16 protein-coding genes are annotated in these 16,358 nt (G+C 65.9%); 7 read left to right on the top strand and 9 right to left on the bottom strand.

What is annotated here, in order from left to right; genetic code table 11:
* Positions 1-4: 4 nt before the first annotated feature.
* On the bottom strand, positions 5-1,009 hold the full coding sequence (locus G6032_RS09245; protein ID WP_165281848.1) for a DUF6279 family lipoprotein: 1,005 nt from the start codon (positions 1,007-1,009) through the stop codon (positions 5-7).
* 377 nt (positions 1,010-1,386) lie between these two features.
* On the opposite strand from G6032_RS09245, the gene G6032_RS15490 reads away from it, so the two are divergent.
* A complete protein-coding gene (locus tag G6032_RS15490; RefSeq protein WP_206211903.1) occupies positions 1,387-2,106 on the top strand; it encodes a PEP-CTERM sorting domain-containing protein in 720 nt (239 codons plus the stop codon).
* A gap of 101 nt (positions 2,107-2,207) precedes the next feature.
* Here G6032_RS15490 and G6032_RS09235 read toward each other — a convergent pair whose 3' ends face one another.
* Positions 2,208-3,395: a hypothetical protein gene (locus tag G6032_RS09235; RefSeq protein WP_165281847.1), complete on the bottom strand. Its 1,188-nt coding sequence runs from the start codon at positions 3,393-3,395 to the stop codon at positions 2,208-2,210.
* 113 nt (positions 3,396-3,508) lie between these two features.
* Between G6032_RS09235 and G6032_RS09230 the strand changes: the two genes are divergently transcribed.
* On the top strand, positions 3,509-4,438 hold the full coding sequence (locus tag G6032_RS09230) for a DUF808 domain-containing protein (protein WP_165281846.1): 930 nt from the start codon (positions 3,509-3,511) through the stop codon (positions 4,436-4,438).
* A 43-nt stretch (positions 4,439-4,481) separates the two neighbouring features.
* On the opposite strand, the gene G6032_RS09225 is transcribed toward G6032_RS09230, so the two are convergent.
* Positions 4,482-4,934 (bottom strand): hypothetical protein, encoded by a 453-nt coding sequence (locus G6032_RS09225; RefSeq protein ID WP_165281845.1) that lies wholly within the window; start codon positions 4,932-4,934, stop codon positions 4,482-4,484.
* 139 nt (positions 4,935-5,073) lie between these two features.
* On the opposite strand from G6032_RS09225, the gene G6032_RS09220 reads away from it, so the two are divergent.
* The 5 genes from G6032_RS09220 (at position 5,074) to G6032_RS09200 (ending at position 11,157) form a co-directional block, all read left to right on the top strand.
* Positions 5,074-5,808, top strand: a complete 735-nt coding sequence (locus tag G6032_RS09220) for an endonuclease/exonuclease/phosphatase family protein (protein WP_165281844.1) — start codon at positions 5,074-5,076, stop codon at positions 5,806-5,808.
* A 66-nt stretch (positions 5,809-5,874) separates the two neighbouring features.
* Complete coding sequence (locus G6032_RS09215) at positions 5,875-6,573, top strand: TetR/AcrR family transcriptional regulator (protein WP_165281843.1); 699 nt, start codon at positions 5,875-5,877, stop codon at positions 6,571-6,573.
* Between the two features lie 3 nt (positions 6,574-6,576).
* Positions 6,577-7,899: an acetyl-CoA C-acetyltransferase gene (locus tag G6032_RS09210; RefSeq protein WP_165281842.1), complete on the top strand. Its 1,323-nt coding sequence runs from the start codon at positions 6,577-6,579 to the stop codon at positions 7,897-7,899.
* The gene (locus tag G6032_RS09205) at positions 7,896-9,926 is read left to right on the top strand and encodes a 3-hydroxyacyl-CoA dehydrogenase NAD-binding domain-containing protein (RefSeq protein WP_165281841.1); all 2,031 of its coding nucleotides are present in this window, start codon (positions 7,896-7,898) and stop codon (positions 9,924-9,926) included. Before G6032_RS09210 ends, G6032_RS09205 begins: the two co-directional genes overlap by 4 nt.
* Positions 9,927-10,068: 142 nt before the next feature.
* The gene (locus tag G6032_RS09200) at positions 10,069-11,157 is read left to right on the top strand and encodes a cyclic nucleotide-binding domain-containing protein (RefSeq protein WP_165281840.1); all 1,089 of its coding nucleotides are present in this window, start codon (positions 10,069-10,071) and stop codon (positions 11,155-11,157) included.
* A 1-nt stretch (position 11,158) separates the two neighbouring features.
* On the opposite strand, the gene G6032_RS09195 is transcribed toward G6032_RS09200, so the two are convergent.
* Genes G6032_RS09195 through G6032_RS09170 form a run of 6 tightly spaced genes read right to left on the bottom strand, consistent with a single transcriptional unit; the run spans position 11,159 to position 16,351 of the window.
* Positions 11,159-11,503: a PilZ domain-containing protein gene (locus G6032_RS09195; protein WP_165281839.1), complete on the bottom strand. Its 345-nt coding sequence runs from the start codon at positions 11,501-11,503 to the stop codon at positions 11,159-11,161.
* Positions 11,500-12,504 (bottom strand): hypothetical protein, encoded by a 1,005-nt coding sequence (locus G6032_RS09190; RefSeq protein WP_165281838.1) that lies wholly within the window; start codon positions 12,502-12,504, stop codon positions 11,500-11,502. The genes G6032_RS09195 and G6032_RS09190 overlap by 4 nt, the downstream gene beginning before the upstream one ends.
* Entirely contained in the window at positions 12,491-13,156 is a 666-nt protein-coding gene (gene tmk / locus G6032_RS09185; RefSeq protein WP_165281837.1) for a dTMP kinase, read from the bottom strand. The genes G6032_RS09190 and tmk overlap by 14 nt, the downstream gene beginning before the upstream one ends.
* A complete protein-coding gene (gene mltG, locus G6032_RS09180) occupies positions 13,153-14,181 on the bottom strand; it encodes an endolytic transglycosylase MltG (protein ID WP_346763785.1) in 1,029 nt (342 codons plus the stop codon). The genes tmk and mltG overlap by 4 nt, the downstream gene beginning before the upstream one ends.
* Positions 14,169-14,981 carry an aminodeoxychorismate lyase gene (gene pabC / locus G6032_RS09175; RefSeq protein WP_240902163.1) on the bottom strand — a complete coding sequence of 271 codons (813 nt, stop codon included), beginning with the start codon at positions 14,979-14,981 and terminating at the stop codon, positions 14,169-14,171. Before pabC ends, mltG begins: the two co-directional genes overlap by 13 nt.
* Positions 14,981-16,351: an aminodeoxychorismate synthase component I gene (locus G6032_RS09170; RefSeq protein ID WP_346763784.1), complete on the bottom strand. Its 1,371-nt coding sequence runs from the start codon at positions 16,349-16,351 to the stop codon at positions 14,981-14,983. The genes pabC and G6032_RS09170 overlap by 1 nt, the downstream gene beginning before the upstream one ends.
* Positions 16,352-16,358 lie beyond the last annotated feature (7 nt).

The raw sequence follows: 16,358 nt of genomic DNA, 5'->3' as shown, positions 1-16,358 counted from the left end.
CTTCTCAGCGGACAGCGAAAACGGCGCCCGCGAGGAAACTCGCGGGCGTTTTTATTTGCGGAAGTGCAACCCTGGGAAGTGCAACCCCGTGAGCGCGGCCCAGGCCAGCCCCGGGGGATTCCGGCGGCTCGCGAGAGACGCTCAGCTTCGCCAGTGGCGCTTCGCCCTCGCAGCTCAGGCGCTCGAAGTCATTGCCGAGACGGACGAGCCTGCTCGATAGCCGCGCGCGCTGCTTCGGCTCCATCAGCGCAAAGACTTCCTCCAATGCAGCCAGCGTACGTCCGCGGTTGGCCTCGATCGCCTGGCGATAACTTTCCGGCCAGACCGATGAGGGCTCGAGCAATGCGGCGACTTCCTGCTCCAGGAAGGCGCGATCGTCCCGCCGTGCGAGCGCGCCGGCAATCCGGTCGCGCCAGTACACTCGCTGTGCCAACTGGTAGGTCCGTGTCGGTTCCAGTTCGCGGGCCCAGCGCTCGAGTCGATCGCGTTGTGGCGCGTTGATCCGGCCCATGAAGCGCCGCAATCCCCGTTCCATCCCTTCGGCGCGCTGCTGCGCCCACTGATCCGTGGAGTCACTCTCGATTTCATCCCGCAGTTCGGCGATGCGATCGTCCAGGGACGACAGCACCTCTTCGACCTGCTGGTCATCCAGCGAGGTTGCGAGTTCCACCAGGACGGGCTGGATCCGCTGTGCGAGAGTCCGGCCGAACTCGGCGAGGCGCTCTCCGTGCTCGGCCAGGCGCTGTTGGTCGAGCCGATCGGCCAGGAGATCGAGCCGCGCCTCCTCGATCCAAGCCTGGTAGTCATCCAGTTGCGTGGCGCAATGCCAGAGTTGTTGCGCTTCGATGACGTCGCGAAGCAGCGTGCGCTGCGCTTCGTCGAGAGAAACCTGCTGATCGACCCAGCGCACCGTGAACCAGTCGAGGTTGTCGTAGGCCAGGCGCGTGCTGCATCCAACGAACAATGTCAGGCCCAGCACCAACAGCAACACCCTGCGTAAATCGATCATGATCGATGTGACTGTATCTGTAACCGCCGAAGTGTTGTCACCTGCTACGGAAATAATCGGCAGTGTTTCGAGATGCCATTGCAGGCCGTCCTCGTGGCAACTTCGTCATAAGCACATTCTCCTTCTACAAGGTTCGATAAAACGGAGGGCGGCGGTTGCTTGTTTCCGTGCGGATGAACCGGCGGTGCACGAGAGTAAGAAGCCCAAGCAACGTCGGATTATTTTACAGACTTCATCGGATTGCGCCACGAGAGCCAGCTTGTTTTTATAAAAAACAGTAACTTAAATATTCGGCATGAGATTTGCATACTTGAATTTGGACATGCAGTTAGCAACTTGATTCATTTCCATTGAAATGCGGGACAAAGGGAAAAACCATGTTGAAATCAAGATTTATAGCCTCCGTGGGTACTGCCGCGCTTTCCCTCGGCATGGCAGGGACTGCCCAGGCTGGCCTCATTGACTTCACGACCGGCACGTGGGAAACGGCTAATCCTCAGACTGTCGCGGGAGTCCAGGTTACGCTTCTGGCGTTCGACAGCGACAACGACCCCACCGCTTTCACCGAGAGCAATTTTGACGGGGAATCTGCTCAATGCGGTCCGCTCGGCCTGGTCTGCAAGAGCGATGGCATTGGTATCGGCGATGACGAAGTTACGTTTGGAGACGGCGAAAAGACTCAAGTCGAGCGGCTGCAAATCAAGTTTTCGAAGCCGGTGGATATCGCGTCCATCATCTTTCTCGATCTTTTCGGTGCGGACAGCACGACCGACGACCCCGCTGAACGGGTTCAGTTCCAGGTCAACAGCAGTGGCGCCGGGGGTGGTTACGATGGCACCGCTTCGGACAAGACCGGGTTCTTCGTCGGCGATACGTCGAACGTCTTTCTGACTTCGGGGACGTTCAATCCGCAGTCCTTCATCGGCGTGACCTCGATCGAATTCTTCGCAGACACTGCGAAGCTCAGCAGCCCGAGAAACAGCGACTTTGCCCTTGCAGGCATTAAGATGGCCTCGGTGCCTGAGCCCGGCACACTGGCCTTGTTGGGTCTCGGTCTGGCCGGCGTTGGATTTGCCAGGCGCCTTCGGCCGCGGTAGCACCTCGGAACAAGTCTTGTGGACTGAAAAAGGCGGCTCATCGAGCCGCCTTTTTCTTGTACGAGTAGCGTTAGCCCGTTGGCGAGGCGCGGTAACTTCGGTCAAGGTAAACGCAGTATGCCATCCGGCAGAAGCGCCGTGGCCAGCATCACCTCGTTGATGTTTTCATGCGCCTTCCAGAGCGCCGTGTCGCGGTGCGCAGATTGCAGCCAGAAGATCTGGATCTGCTGTCCGAGCGTGCCGGCTTCGGCGAGCGTGTCGAGCTTCTGTTTCAAACCGGCGGCGTCGCGGAAGGCCTCGGGCCGGCTGGCCAGTTCGGCGGCGATCACCGCCGGCGCACCCAGGCCGATGCACAGTCCCAACTCGCGGAAGGCCAGCCGCTGCATCGGGCCTCGGTCGAGTTCACCCTCTTCCCGGTAGTGCGCCAGGCCGAGTTTCGCAGCCGCCAGCAGCGCATCCAGCAGGCCGTCGTCCGGCAGGTGTTCGCCGTCGATCAGTTGCGCGAGCATCGCCGCGTCGATCAGCAGCCCGCCGAGGCCCAGCGGATCCGTGGTCGGCAATGCGTTGCGGCGGATCATGCGCGCCATGCGGGTGGCGCATCGGTCCATGGGTGCCGCCTCTTCCTCCTCGCCGCCGGCGACGGCGGCTGCGCGCAGCTGGATGCAACGGACATAGCCGTCCAACGGGTCGTGATGTCCCATCGACGAGACCAGCGGCCTGCTGAGATCGATGCTCATCTTCCACGCCATGCGCAGGCCCTCGCCGGGCGCGGTGACGATGAAACGGTCGCACGCCACCTGCATCAGTTCCCTGGCATACCGGCCGTAGTCCGGGTCCCCGGTGCTGCGTCCCGCGACGTCGAGGGCGTGGGCCCACTTTGTGAGGTAATGGAAATACTGGCCGTCCCGTTCCCATTCCAGCCGGTCATCGAGGGGTTCGCCGGCCTGGCGTTCCGGCATCGGCTTGCCGATCCGCAGTCCGCCGGCCGTCGGATGGGCGCGCCCCTCCTCCTCGGAGAGTCCGCTGATCCAGCCGCTGCGCGGGTCATCCGGGCGATGGCGGCCGAGCACTTCATGGACCTGCTCGATCAGTTCCCGGGCGAGCGCCTGGTATTCGTTGCACCCCGTCGCATGGGCGAGATACAGGAGGTTGCAGACGGAAAAGGCATCCGTCCAGAGGTAGCGCGTCGGCGGCCGATCGTCGTTCAAGCCAGTGCGCGTGGCGAACGAATCCATCGCGCGTCGCGCGAAGTCCACGCGTGACCGGGCCTGGTCGGGCTCATTTGCCATACACTGAACCTAGCGGACGGCCTGCCGGGCGACAAGCAGAATCATGTGCCGATGCATGTTCGCTATCGAACCGGTCGGCGGGCCCGCCAACGATCGCCACCAGGAGCATCCCCATGGCTGGAGCCAGCCTGCTTGCATTGCTCGATGATATCGCCACGATGCTGGACGACGTGGCGTTGCTGACCAAGGTCGCCGCGAAGAAGGCCTCGGGGGTGCTCGGCGATGACCTGGCGCTGAACGCCCAGCAACTGACCGGCCTGCGGGCGCACCGGGAACTGCCGGTCGTGTGGGCCGTGGCCAAGGGTTCCGCGCTCAACAAGGCGATCCTGGTGCCGGCGGCGCTGGCGATCAGCGCGTTCGCGCCATGGGCGGTGCTCCCCCTGCTCATGGCGGGCGGCCTGTTCCTGTGTTTCGAAGGCGTCGAGAAAGTTGCGCATCGTTTTCTTTACGACCAGGCCGAGGAGCGCGCGCACCGCGCCAAGATCACCGCGGCATTGCAGGACCCCTCGGTGGATCTCGTCGCGCTGGAGAAAAGCCGGATCAAGGGCGCCATTCGCACGGACTTCATTCTCTCGGCCGAGATCATCGTCATCGCGCTCGGCATCGTCGCCCAGGCGCCTTTCGCCACGCGCGTCACCGCGCTGGTGGTGATCGCCGCACTGATGACCATCGGGGTCTACGGCCTGGTCGCCGCGATCGTCAAGCTCGACGACCTGGGGCTCTGGCTGGCGGGACGCGAGGACAGCAGGCTGTCGGTAAGGCTGGGGCGGGGCATCCTGTGGCTTGCCCCCTATCTCATGAAAGGCCTGTCGATCGCCGGGACCGCCGCCATGTTTCTTGTCGGCGGCGGCATTCTCGCGCACGGCATTCCGGGGCTGGAACCGTGGTTCGATGCGCTCGTCGAGGGGTTCGGGACCCTGCCGGAGGTGCTGCTCCCGATGGTGTTCAATGCCGCGATCGGCATCGCCGCGGGCGCCATCGTGCTCGGCATCGTCACCGCCGTACGCCGGATCGCATCGAAGCCCGCCGGTGCGCCGCAGTAGCCCCGGCGAGGCGGGTTGACACGGCTGCGGCACGCCGCGCGGCTCACATGTCGAATTCGATGGTGTCGAAGCGGTTGGTGTCTTCGTGCCGGGCTTCGCGGCGGATGGCGTCGATGATGCTGCGGGAGTCCCAGCCGACCGTCGCCGTCGCGCGCCCTTTGAGCCTCATGTTCATGTTTTTCGGGCCGAAATGCTCAACTGCGATGACCGGGAGGTTCATCGCGGCGGCGGTTTCCACCGTGAAACGTGCCCAGTCATTGAAACGCTCCCAGGTCCCGGCCGGGCAGATCACGCACTCGGCCTCCTTGAGGCCCTGGCTGATCATCGTGCGACGCGCCGCCACGCCATCTCCCTGCGGGGAGGTCGCGTCGGGATCGGAAAGCGCCCGGTAATAAAAGTTGTCGGCGCTTTCGATATACTCGAACAGGCGTACGTAGTCCTCGTCTTTCTGCCAACCATGCACCGCGTATACGCGGATCGGATTGCTTTCCGACATGGCGTCCTCCTGTTCGCCTGCCTGCCTGGTCTCAAAGTGTAACCGACCTGCAGCATTCGGTGCTGCAACCCCGAGCAAGGCGCGGTCCGCTTAGATAGAATCGCCGCATGCCAGAATTTGCCCATCGGCCGGAGCCGGCTTGAAGTTCCTCCTCTACAACATCCGCTATGCCGCCGGCACGGGGGCACGATTCAACCTCCCCGTCCCCGGGGCCGGGTATCTGCGCGGCAATTTCGAGAACCTCAACGCGATCACGGAGTTCATCAAGTCCCATAGCCCGGACGTCGTCGGCCTGGTGGAGGTCGATACCGGGTCGATCCGCACCCGGATGGTGAACCAGGCGGAGGCCATCGCGCGGCGCCTCGGCCATTACAGCAGCTACCAGTGCAAGTACGGCACCGGTTCTTTCAACAACAAGCTTCCCGTCATTCGCAAGCAGGCCAATGCCTTCCTCGCGGCGCCAGAGGTGCACGGCGAGCGCTTCCACTACTTCGACACCGGGATCAAGCGGCTGATACTCGAGCTTGAACTGGAGGACCTGGCGATCTTCCTGGTTCATTTGTCGCTCAAGTACCGGCACCGGCACTGGCAGCTGAGGCACCTCCACGACCTGGTCAAGGCGTCGAAAAAGCCCGTGATCGTCGCCGGGGACTTCAACACCTTCTGGGGCGAGCACGAGATGTACCTTTTCATGCAGGCCGCCGGCCTGCGCAGCGCCAACGTCGAGGGATTGCCCTCCTACCCCAGCCAGGCGCCCCGCAAGCAGCTGGATTTCATCCTCTATGGGCGGGGCCTGAGATCGACGGGTTTCGAGGTGCCGCAGGTCCGGTTCTCGGACCATCTGCCCCTGATCGGGGAATTCGAGCACCAGTGACCCCGTGTTGCGGTCGCGGACCCCTGCGCCTAACATTAAACGCTTGTTTCAATCCGGGGTTCCAGTTTGACCAGCCTGATCGACTCCACCAAGGACCGCATCCTTGCGGCCGCAGAAGAGCTATTCGCCCACACCGGCGTGGCGCGCACCTCGTTGCGGGCGATCACCGCCCTCGCCCGGGTCAACCTCGCGGCGGTCAACTACCATTTCGGTTCCAAGGAGGGACTCGTCGAGGAGGTCTACAGGCGTCGGCTGGAGCCGCTCAATCGCGCTCGCCTCGAGAACCTGGACCGCCTCGAGAAACGGGCGCGCAAGCCGACGCTGGAAGAGGTGCTCGAGGCCTTCATGAGTCCCGTGTCGCAGATCGCCCGTGATCCGGCGCAGGGTGGACCGACCGTCATGCGCCTGTTGGGCCAGAGCCACACGGAGGCCGAAGAGTCCTTCAAGTCCTGGTTCGTGGGCGAGTATCGCCAGGTGCTCGAACGCTATCACTCGGCCTTGTGCCGCCTGCTGCCCGAGGTCCCGCCCGAGGATGTCCGCTGGCGCATGCAGTTCCTCGTAGGGGCGCTCAGCTATCCGGTGGCCGAGGGTCACCTGGTCGAGCTGGCGTCCGGGGAGTCCGCCGTGAACGACGATGTCAGCCAGCTCATCGAACGCCTGCTGCCGTTCGTGGCGGCCGGCTTCCGGGTCGTCCCCGAACAGAACAAGACCCGCCGCCGCGCCCCGCGCCGGCGGTCCACCGCAAATCGGAAACGTCAGGAGTAGATCATGGCCAAATCCCGCTCAGCGTCCTACGCGAGCCCCGCCTACGTGGTGGATGGCGCGCGGACGCCCTTTCTGAAAGCCCGCGGTCGACCAGGACCCTTCAGCGCTTCCGACCTGGCGCTGAGCGCCGGACGTTCGCTCCTCGCCCGCCAGCCGATCGCGCCCGACCAGCTCGACGAGGTCATTCTCGGCTGTGCGATGCCCAGCCCCGACGAGCCGAATATCGGCCGCATCGTGGCGCTGCGCCTGGGATGCGGCAACAAGGTGCCGGGCTTCACCGTGATGCGCAACTGCGCGTCCGCCATGCAGGCCCTGGACTCCGCGGTGCGTAACATCTGGCTGGGACGGGCCGACATGGTGCTGGCCGGGGGCACCGAGGCGATGAGCCGGGCACCCGTGCTGTTCAACGAGGACATGGTCAACTGGCTGGCCGACCTGGCCCGCGCCAAGGCACCGCTGGACAAGGCATTGCACATGACGCGCCTCCGGCCGAAACACCTGGCGCCCGACATCGCCCTGATCAAGGGGCTCACCGACCCCATCGTGGGCATGAACATGGGCCAGACCTGCGAGGTGATCGCGCAGCGCTTCGGTATTTCCCGCGAGGAAATGGACCGCTTCGCCGCGCGCAGCCACCACCGTCTCGCGGAGGCCTTCGACGAGGGTCGGATGGACGAGGAAGTCGTGACGCTTTACGACCCTTCGGGGCGCACTTACGAGGAAGACGACGGCCTGCGCCGCGACAGCTCGGAAGAGAAACTCGCGACCCTGAAGCCGTTCTTCGATCGGCGCGTCGGCCAGGTCACCGCCGGCAACAGTTCGCAGATCACCGACGGCGCGGCGTTGCTGCTGCTGGCCAGCGAAGCGGCGGTGAAAAAGCACAAGCTCGAGGTGCTGGGCACGATCGAGGACACCGAATGGGCCGCGCTCGACCCCGCCGAGATGGGTCTCGGGCCGGCCCACGCCTCCGCGCCTTTGCTGCAACGACACGGGCTGGGGATCGATGACGTCGATTACTGGGAGATCAACGAGGCCTTTGCCGGCCAGGTGCTGGCGGTCATCGAGGCGCTCGCGGATCCGGAGTACTCGCGCCGGGAACTCGGTCTCGACGACGCGCTGGGTCGGATCGACGAGGCGAAGCTCAATATCGACGGCGGCGCAGTCGCGACGGGACATCCCGTGGGCGCGAGCGGCGCCCGCATCGTGCTGCACGCGTTGAAAGTGCTCGAGCGCCAGGGCGGCGGCACGGCGGTCGCATCCCTGTGCATCGGGGGCGGCCAGGGCGGCGCCATGCTCCTCAAGGGCACGGCTGGAGAAACGTCATGAACGAATCAGTGAAGCATTGGAACCTGCGCCGCGACGAGGACGGCATCGCCTGGCTCTGTTTCGACAAGGCCGGGGCATCCACCAACGTCCTTTCGCGGGACGTGATGAGCGAGCTGAACGATCAGCTGGCGGGCCTCGAAAAAGACCTGCCCAAGGCCGTGGTGGTCTGCTCCGGCAAGAAATCAGGTTTCGTCGCCGGCGCGGACATCAAGGAATTCACCGAGCTCAAGGATGCCGACCAGGCCTACGAGATGGTGCGCGCCGGGCAAAAAGTCCTCGATCGTCTCGAAGCGCTGAAGTGCCCCACGATCGCCCTGATCAACGGTTTCGCGCTCGGGGGCGGACTCGAGCTCGCCCTGGCGTGCCGCTACCGGATCCTCAACGACGATCCCAAGACCGTGATCGGCCTGCCGGAAGTGAAGCTCGGGATTCACCCCGGCTTCGGCGGCACGGTGCGCTCGGTCCAGCTGGCCGGCCCGCTCAAGGCCATGGACATGATGCTGAGCGGCAAGAACCTCAGGCCCAAGCAGGCGCGCGCCATCGGTCTCGTCGACCAGATCGTGCCGGCCCGGCACCTCGAGCGGGCCGCTCGCATGATGGCGCTGAAGCCGCCCAAGCGCCGGCAGCTGCCCCTCCAGGAGCGGCTCATGAACCTGACCCCCGCACGCAAGGTGCTCGCGGGGGTGCTGGAAAAGCAGGTCGCCAAGAAAGCGCGCCGCGATCATTATCCGGCCCCCTACGCCATCATCGACCTGTGGAAGGACTACGGCGACAAGCCCGCGCTGATGATGGAAAAGGAGGCGCGTTCCATCGCCGCGCTGTTCTGCACCGACACCTCGCGTAATCTCGTTCGCGTGTTCCTGCTGCAGGACAAGCTCAAGGCGCTCGGCGGCAAGACGAAACACAGCTTCCGGCATGTCCACGTGGTCGGCGCAGGCGTCATGGGCGGCGATATCGCCGCGTGGTGCGCCCTGCGGGGGATGAACGTGACCCTGCAGGATCGCGAGCCGAAGTACATCGCGCCCGTCATCAAGCGGGCGCAGAAACTGTACGAGAAGAAGTTGCGTGATCCGCGCCTCGTCCAGGCGGCTCTCGACCGGCTGATGCCGGACGTAGACGGCCGGGGCGTGCCGGACGCGGACGTCGTGATCGAGGCCATCTACGAGGATGCGGACGCCAAGAAAGCGTTGTTCCGCTCCGTCGAACCGCGCATGAAGCCGGGCGCGATTCTTGCGACCAACACCTCCAGCATCCGCCTGGAAGACCTGCGGGACGCACTGGAAAAGCCGGATCGCCTGATCGGCCTGCATTTCTTCAATCCCGTGGCGATGATGCCGCTGGTCGAGATCATTCACACGCGCGAGACGCCGCGTGAGGAGATCGACAAGGGCATCGCGTTCGCTCGCAAGATCGACAAGCTGCCCCTGCCCTGCCTGAGCTCGCCGGGCTTCGTCGTCAACCGGGTGCTGATGCCCTACATGATGGAGGCCCTGCTGGCCGGTGAGGACGGCGTGCCGCTCGGGGTGATCGACTCTGCGGCCAAGCGTTTCGGCATGCCCATGGGCCCGGTGGAACTCGCGGATACCGTGGGTCTCGACGTGGCGTTGCACGTCGCCCGGATTCTCGGCGCCGCCTACGGCATCCCGGTGCCTGACCGGCTCGTCGAGATGGTCGAGAAAAAACGCCTGGGCCGCAAGACCGGGCGCGGCTTCTACGAATGGAAGGACGGCAAGCCGGTCAAGCCGTCTGCCAAGGACGAAAGCCCGCCCCAGGATCTCGCCGACCGGCTGGTGTTGCCGATGGTCAACGAGGCGGTGGCCGTGTGGCGGGACGGCGTGGTGGAGGATCTCGATCTGCTCGATGCCGGGATCATCTTCGGCACCGGCTTCGCCCCGTTCCGGGGCGGGCCGATCAATTTCGCGCGCGCCCGCGGGGTGGCTGACGTGGTCGACTCGCTGAAGCGTCTCGAGGAACGCTACGGAGAGCGTTTCGAGCCGGATGCCGGTTGGAAGGAGATCGCCTCCTGAAGCACCTTCCAGTTGCGTGACGGGTTGCCCCTGACGGCGGGCTTTCCTGTGATATTCTCCGCGGATGGCGTCGCAGTTGCTGCGCCGCCATCCGCCGCGTGCGGATACAACCAAGAAAATAATCGGAGCACGATCCCCCGTCATGCCTGGTAAGTCGCTCGACGTCGCTCAGCTCAAGGCGTTTTCGCCGCTCGATGGCCTCAAGGCCGAAAACCTGCGGGCACTGGCCGAGAAAACGGCGATCCAGGAACTCCCCGGCGGGCGGTTCCTCTTTCGCAAGGGCGATACCGATCGCCGCACGATTTATGTCATCTCGGGCGAGATCGAGCTGCGCGACGGGGACCGCATGCTGTCGGTCATCGAGGGCGGGACCCCCGCTGCCCGGAGCCCGCTGTCCCCCGGCCTCCCCCGCCGCGTCAGCGCACGCGCCCGCAGCCGCATCGAGTTCATCGTCGTCGATTCCGACCTGCTGGACGTGATGCTCACATGGGACCAGACCGGGACCTACGAGGTCAGCGAACTGCGTGGGGACAACCTGCCGGAAAGCGACGACTGGATGACGACCCTGCTCCAGACCAAGGCCTTCCACAGGATCCCGGCGGCCAACATCCAGGCCATCTTCATGCGCATGCAGCAGGTCAATTACAAGGCCGGCGACGTCGTCATCAAGCAGGGCGATGAAGGCGACTATTTCTATGTCATCACGGACGGGCGCTGCGCGGTCACCCGCGAGACGCCGCTCAACAAGGACGGCATCAAGCTGGCGGATCTCAATCCCGGCGACACGTTCGGCGAGGAAGCCCTGATCTCGCAGGCGAAACGCAATGCCACGGTGACGATGGTCACGGACGGGTCGTTGATGCGGCTCGGGCAGGAAGACTTCAACACGCTGATGAACGAACCCATGCTCCAGTGGGTGGATTTCGACCAGGCCCGGGCGATCGTCGCCAGCAGCGGACGCTGGCTGGATGTCCGCCTTCCCTCGGAATTCGAGAGCTTCCACCGCGAAGGCGCGATCAACATCCCGCTCTATTTCATCCGCTTGAAGCTGAAGACGCTCGATCCGAACACCCGCTATGTCGTCTGTTGCGACACGGGGCGACGCAGCAGTGCCGCGGCCTATATTCTCAGCGAACGCGGTTTCGACGTGCATGTGCTGCGGGGTGGCCTGACGATGGCCGAGGCGGAATCCGAGAGCCAGCGCCGCAAGCCCGACGAGGCCGCGAGCTGAGCTACATCGTGTGGGTCGGCTTGTCCCCGCCGAGGGCGCCGGCGAGGTAAGTCTCGATGCGCCGCTGGGTGCTGCCCCGGTCCTGTTCGCTGAATTGCACGCCGATCCCGGCCGTGCGCTTGCCCTGGGCGCCCTTGGGCGTCACCCAGATCACCCGCCCCGCCACCGGGATCTTCTCGTCCTCGCCCATCAGGTTCAGCAACATGAAGACCTCGTCTCCGAGGCGATAATTGCTGCTGGTGGGGATGAACAGGCCGCCGTTTTTGACATAAGGCATGTACGCCAGGTACAGGGCGCTCTTGTCCTTGATGGTCAGCGTGAGCAGACCGGGTTTCCCGCTACTCATCGATCACCGAGGAAACCGAGCGCGGCATCGCCGGTCGCGGGTTCGAGTCGATCGGCCCAGGGCGCGAGAAGCCCTTCCAGCACCATCTGGGTATTGAAAACGCCGTCGTTGCGGGTCATGGCGGACCTGATCTCGTCCTTGTAGCGGAATAGGCGTTGCAAGGGTATTCGCTTGAGCGACGTTTGCAAAGCCCGGCCCATGCCGGGCGTGAGTGCCGGTTCGACATCGGCCGCCTTCAGGCGGACGAGCTCCGACGTCCACACATCCAGCCAGCGCAGGGTCATGGGCAACGGCCGGCGCGCCCACTCCGCAGCGACTTCCAGGGGTTCCCGCCGGCCCGCCAGCACGCCCAGCAGATCCTCCGTGAAGGCCTGGTCCAGTTCGCGGAAACCCTCCTCCGCAAGCAGGATCGCCATCAACGGCGCGTCTCCGGCCAAGGCGAGCAGCCTGCGCCAGTCTTTTCCGCCGGCGCGCGCCTCGAGCCAGGGAAGAGCAACCTCGGTCCGCGGCGGCGCGATGCGGATTTTCTGGCATCGGCTGGCGATGGTCGCCGGCAAGGTGTCGAGCCGGCTGCGCACCAGCAACAGGAGTGTCCGCGGCGAAGGCTCCTCCAGTGTTTTCAGCAGGGCGTTCGCGGAATGGGCATTGAGTTGCTCCGCCGGCCAGATCACGGCGACTTTCCAGCCGCCCGTATAACTGGTCATGCCGAGCTGTGCGCAGGCTTCCCGGACCTGGTGAATGCCGATCTGTTTCTTCTGCTTGCCTTCGTCGTCGGTCTCCACCGTGATCCAGGTGATATCCGGGTGGACCAGCGGAATCGGCGGATCGACGTCCGGCCATGGCAGCTCCAGCACCCGCGCAGCCATGCGAAACGCCAGGTGCAGCTTGCCCAGCCCCTGCGGGCCCTCGATGAGATAGGCGTGGCTGAGGCGGCCGGTAGCCAGCGCCTGTTCGAATTCCTCCCATGCCGGGGCATGCCACGGAAACTCAAGTAAAGACATTGGCTTGTATAAATGTATTAATGTGATTCCTGATTTCGAGGCGCACCGCCTCGAGCGATTGCGAGGCGTCGATGACGCGGAACCTCTCGGGCTCGGCGGCGGCGCGCTCGAGATAACCCGCGCGGACGCGGGAGAAGAACTCGCCCCGCTCCTGCTCGAACCGGTCGGCGTCGCCGCGGGCGCCCGCCCGGGCCAGGCCCACTTCCGGGTCGGCGTCGAGCAACAGCGTCAGGTCCGGCCGCAGGTCTTCCTGGACCTGCGTTTCGAGCCAGCGCACGGGTTCGGGACCCAGTCCACGCCCGGCGCCCTGGTAGGCATAACTGGCGTCCGTGAACCGGTCGCACAGCACCCAGCGCCCGGCTTCCAGCGCCGGCCGGATGCAGCCCTCGACGTGCAGCGACCTGGCGGCGAACACCAGCAGCAGCTCCGCGATGGGCGGGACCGCTTCCCCGGAGGCCGCGACGATGATGTCGCGCACGCGTTCCGCGAGCGGGGTCCCGCCGGGTTCCCGGGTGCGCAGCACGTCGAGACCCGCGCTTTCCAGGAGCCCGGCCACGTAAGCGAGATTGCTGCTCTTGCCGACGCCCTCGCCGCCCTCGAGCGTGATGAAGCGCCCGCGCCTCTGCGCCTGCCTGCCGGTCGCTCCTGTCATTCGGCCTGCCTCCGCGCACGCAATGTCTCAAGATACTTTTGCACGGCCCGGTTGTGCTCGGCCAGCGTGGTGGAAAAATAATGGCTGCCGTCCGGCCGGCCCGTCGCCACGAAGTACAGCCAGGGACCATCGACCGGTTGCACGGCGGCCGCGAGCGCGGCTTTTCCGGGCAACGCGATCGGCGTCGGCGGCAAGCCATGACGGGTATAGGTGTTGTAAGGCGTGTCGGTCTGCAGGTGCACGCGCCGCAGGCGGCCCTCGAAGCCGGGCCCGACACCGTAGGCGACCGTCGGATCGGTCTGCAGGCGCATGCCGCGCTCCAGGCGCCGGATGAACACGCCCGCCACGCGTCCCCGTTCCTCCGCCAGGCCCGTTTCCTTTTCCACGATGGACGCCAGGATGAGCGCTTCGTAGGGCGACTCGAGCGGCAGTGCATCGCGGCGCGTCTCCCACGCATCCTGCAGGGCCTCGACCATCGCCTGGTGCGCGGTGCGCAGCAGTTCGAGATCGCTGGTTCCGCGGGGAAAGCGGTAGGTTTCCGGGAGAAACCAGCCCTCGGGGTGTTCTCCCGGGCGTCCGAGGCGGGTCATCACGGTCTCGTCCGAGGCCTCGTCGAGCGTATGGCGGATGGCCGGGTGCGCAGCGATCGCGGCGCGCATCTGGGCGTAGGTCCAGCCCTCGATGACCGTCAGCGAATGCAGGACGGTCTCTCCGCTGACCAGCCGGGCCATCACCTCGCGCGGAGTGTCGTGGGCCGGGAAACGGTATTCGCCCGCCCGCACCTGGGTCGCGAGGCCGGAAACGCGCCCATACCACTCGAACAGCATGGCATGGCGTATCACGCCCTCGCCTTCCAGGCGGCGCGAGATTCCGGCCAGCGAGCTACCCGGTGGGATATCCACGATCACCGCCTCGCCCGAGGGACCGGGCGCCTCGAGCTGCTGCCAGGCCCACCAGGCGCCCGCGGCCGCCGCGAGGATCGCCACGGCCGCCATGCCGAGCAGGATGCGCATCAGGCCAGCCACGCCACGCCTCGTTCGACCAGGCCGGGCCGGAGGCGCTCCAGCGCGTCTCCCTGCTCGTAAGACCGCGTGCCGATGCCAGTCACGCGGCGAGGTCCCGCAACGGCATTACACAGGAACAGCGAGTCGATCTCATGCAGTTCATCATAACGGAGCGGCCGCTCATCTCCGCCCATACCCATCGCAGCCGCGGTCTCGATCACCAGCTGGCGCATCACCCCCGCGACGCCCGCGTGTGCCAGGGGGGGCGTGCAGATCCGGCCGGCACGGAGAAAAAATACGTTGTGTCGCGTGGCTTCGATCACCAGGCCGGTTTCGTCGAGCATCAGGCCCTCGTCCCAACCCGCGGCCGCGACTTCCGCGGCGGCCAGCACCTGTTCGAGCCGGTTGAGGTGTTTCAGCCCGGCCAGTGCCGTGTTGCGACCCAGCCGGGTCGTGCACAGTCCCAGCCGCAAAGCATCCGGCCCGATCGGCGGCAGCGGATGAAGAGCAACGATACGCCGGCCCTGCGCCTGGGCTGGTGGTGTGTAGCCGCGCCCGCCGTCGCCGCGAGTGAGGACGAGCCGCAATACGGCATCCCCGGCCTGCTCGCCGGCCAGTCGCTCGATATCTTCGCGTAGCACGCCGTCCCCCGGGTAAGGAAGTGCGAGTCGCACGCAGCCCGCGCGCAGCCTGTGCAGATGCCGGTCGAGCAGGCAGACCCGGCCCCGATGCAGGCGCAGCGTCTCGAACAGGCCGTCGCCGTAGTTCAGCCCGCGATCCGTGGCGGGCACGGCGGCGGCCGGCAGGCCGTCGACGAGCATCACGCGCCCGCCCCCAGGGCGAGCAGCATGCCCTTGGCTTTGGCGCGGGTCTCCGCCAGCTCAGCTTCCGGCGTCGAGTCGAAAACGATGCCTGCGCCGGCCCGGAAACGCACCTCGTCCGGCCCCATTTCCATGGTCCGGATGAGGATGTTCAGGTCCATGGAACCGTCCCTGGCCAGCCAGCCCATGGAGCCCGTGTAAGCCCCGCGCGGCCCGGCCTCGAGTTCCTGGATGATCTCCATGCAGCGCACTTTCGGGCAGCCGGTGATCGTGCCGCCCGGGAATACCGCGCGTATGGCGGTGCCCGGGCCGATGTCGTCGGCCAGCAGGCCGCGCACGTTGGACACGATGTGGTGCACATGGGCGTAGGTCTCGAGCACCATCATCTGGTCGACCTCGATGGAGCCGGGACGGCAGATGCGGCCGAGATCGTTTCTTTCGAGGTCGATGAGCATCACGTGCTCCGCACGTTCCTTGGGGTGCCCGATCAATTCCTGCTCCAGGGCGACGTCGCCGGCCGCATCGGCGCCTCTCGGCCGCGTGCCGGCGATCGGCCGCGTCTGGGCCACGCCGTCGCGGAGGCTCAGAAGCCGCTCCGGAGACGAACTCAGCACGGCTTGATCGCCCCAGCGGGCAAGGCCGGCGAAAGGCCCGGGATTGCTCGTCCGGAGGCGTTCATAAAGGGCGGCGGGGTCGGCATCCGGTCGCAGGGGGGCACGCCATTCACGCGACAGGTTGGCCTGGAAGATGTCCCCGGCGATGATGTACTCGCGGGCGCGGCGCACGGCCGAGAGAAACATCTCAGGCGGGGCTTCGATCGCCGCTCCGGCGAGTCCGGCCCAGTCCGGCGGCGGCAGTTTTCGCGCGATATCGAGATCCTGGTGCAACCGCTCCAGGGAGTCGGCGTCCTCACACATGTAGCGGCAACGGCCGGTCTGCCGGTCACGCAGCACCGCCACTCCGACGCGGACGGCGAAGGCGATCGGCAACCCCCGCGGCGGATCGAGTCGCAGGCCCGGCTCGACCTGGCCGGCGAGTTCGTAGCCGAGATAGACGAACCAGCCCCCCGCCGCCAGCGGCCATGGGTCGTCGCTGCCGCACTGTTCGGCGCGCCACCAGCGGTCCAGGGCGGCGAGAAAGTCGTGGTCCCCGGCCGCCTCGGGGCCACTGAGCGCGCCCCGCTCATCCAGCACCAGCGCATCGCCGGGCGCACCGAGCAACAGGTCGCATTGCCCCTGCGGCGTGCCGGCCGCCGCGCTCTCGAGCAGGAAAGGGTAGCGCTGCGGCGCGACCCGGTGCAGCGCAAGCAGGTCCCCGGGATCGGCCAGGGCACCGACCAGCAGTTCGGGGGCTGGCGAACGAGCGGCCACGGCAAGG

The organism is Wenzhouxiangella sp. XN24, from assembly GCF_011064545.1.
Lineage (GTDB): Bacteria > Pseudomonadota > Gammaproteobacteria > Steroidobacterales > XN24 > XN24.
The sequence above is the reverse complement of the archived record's forward strand: the minus strand, read 5'-3'. Positions and strand labels throughout refer to the sequence as shown.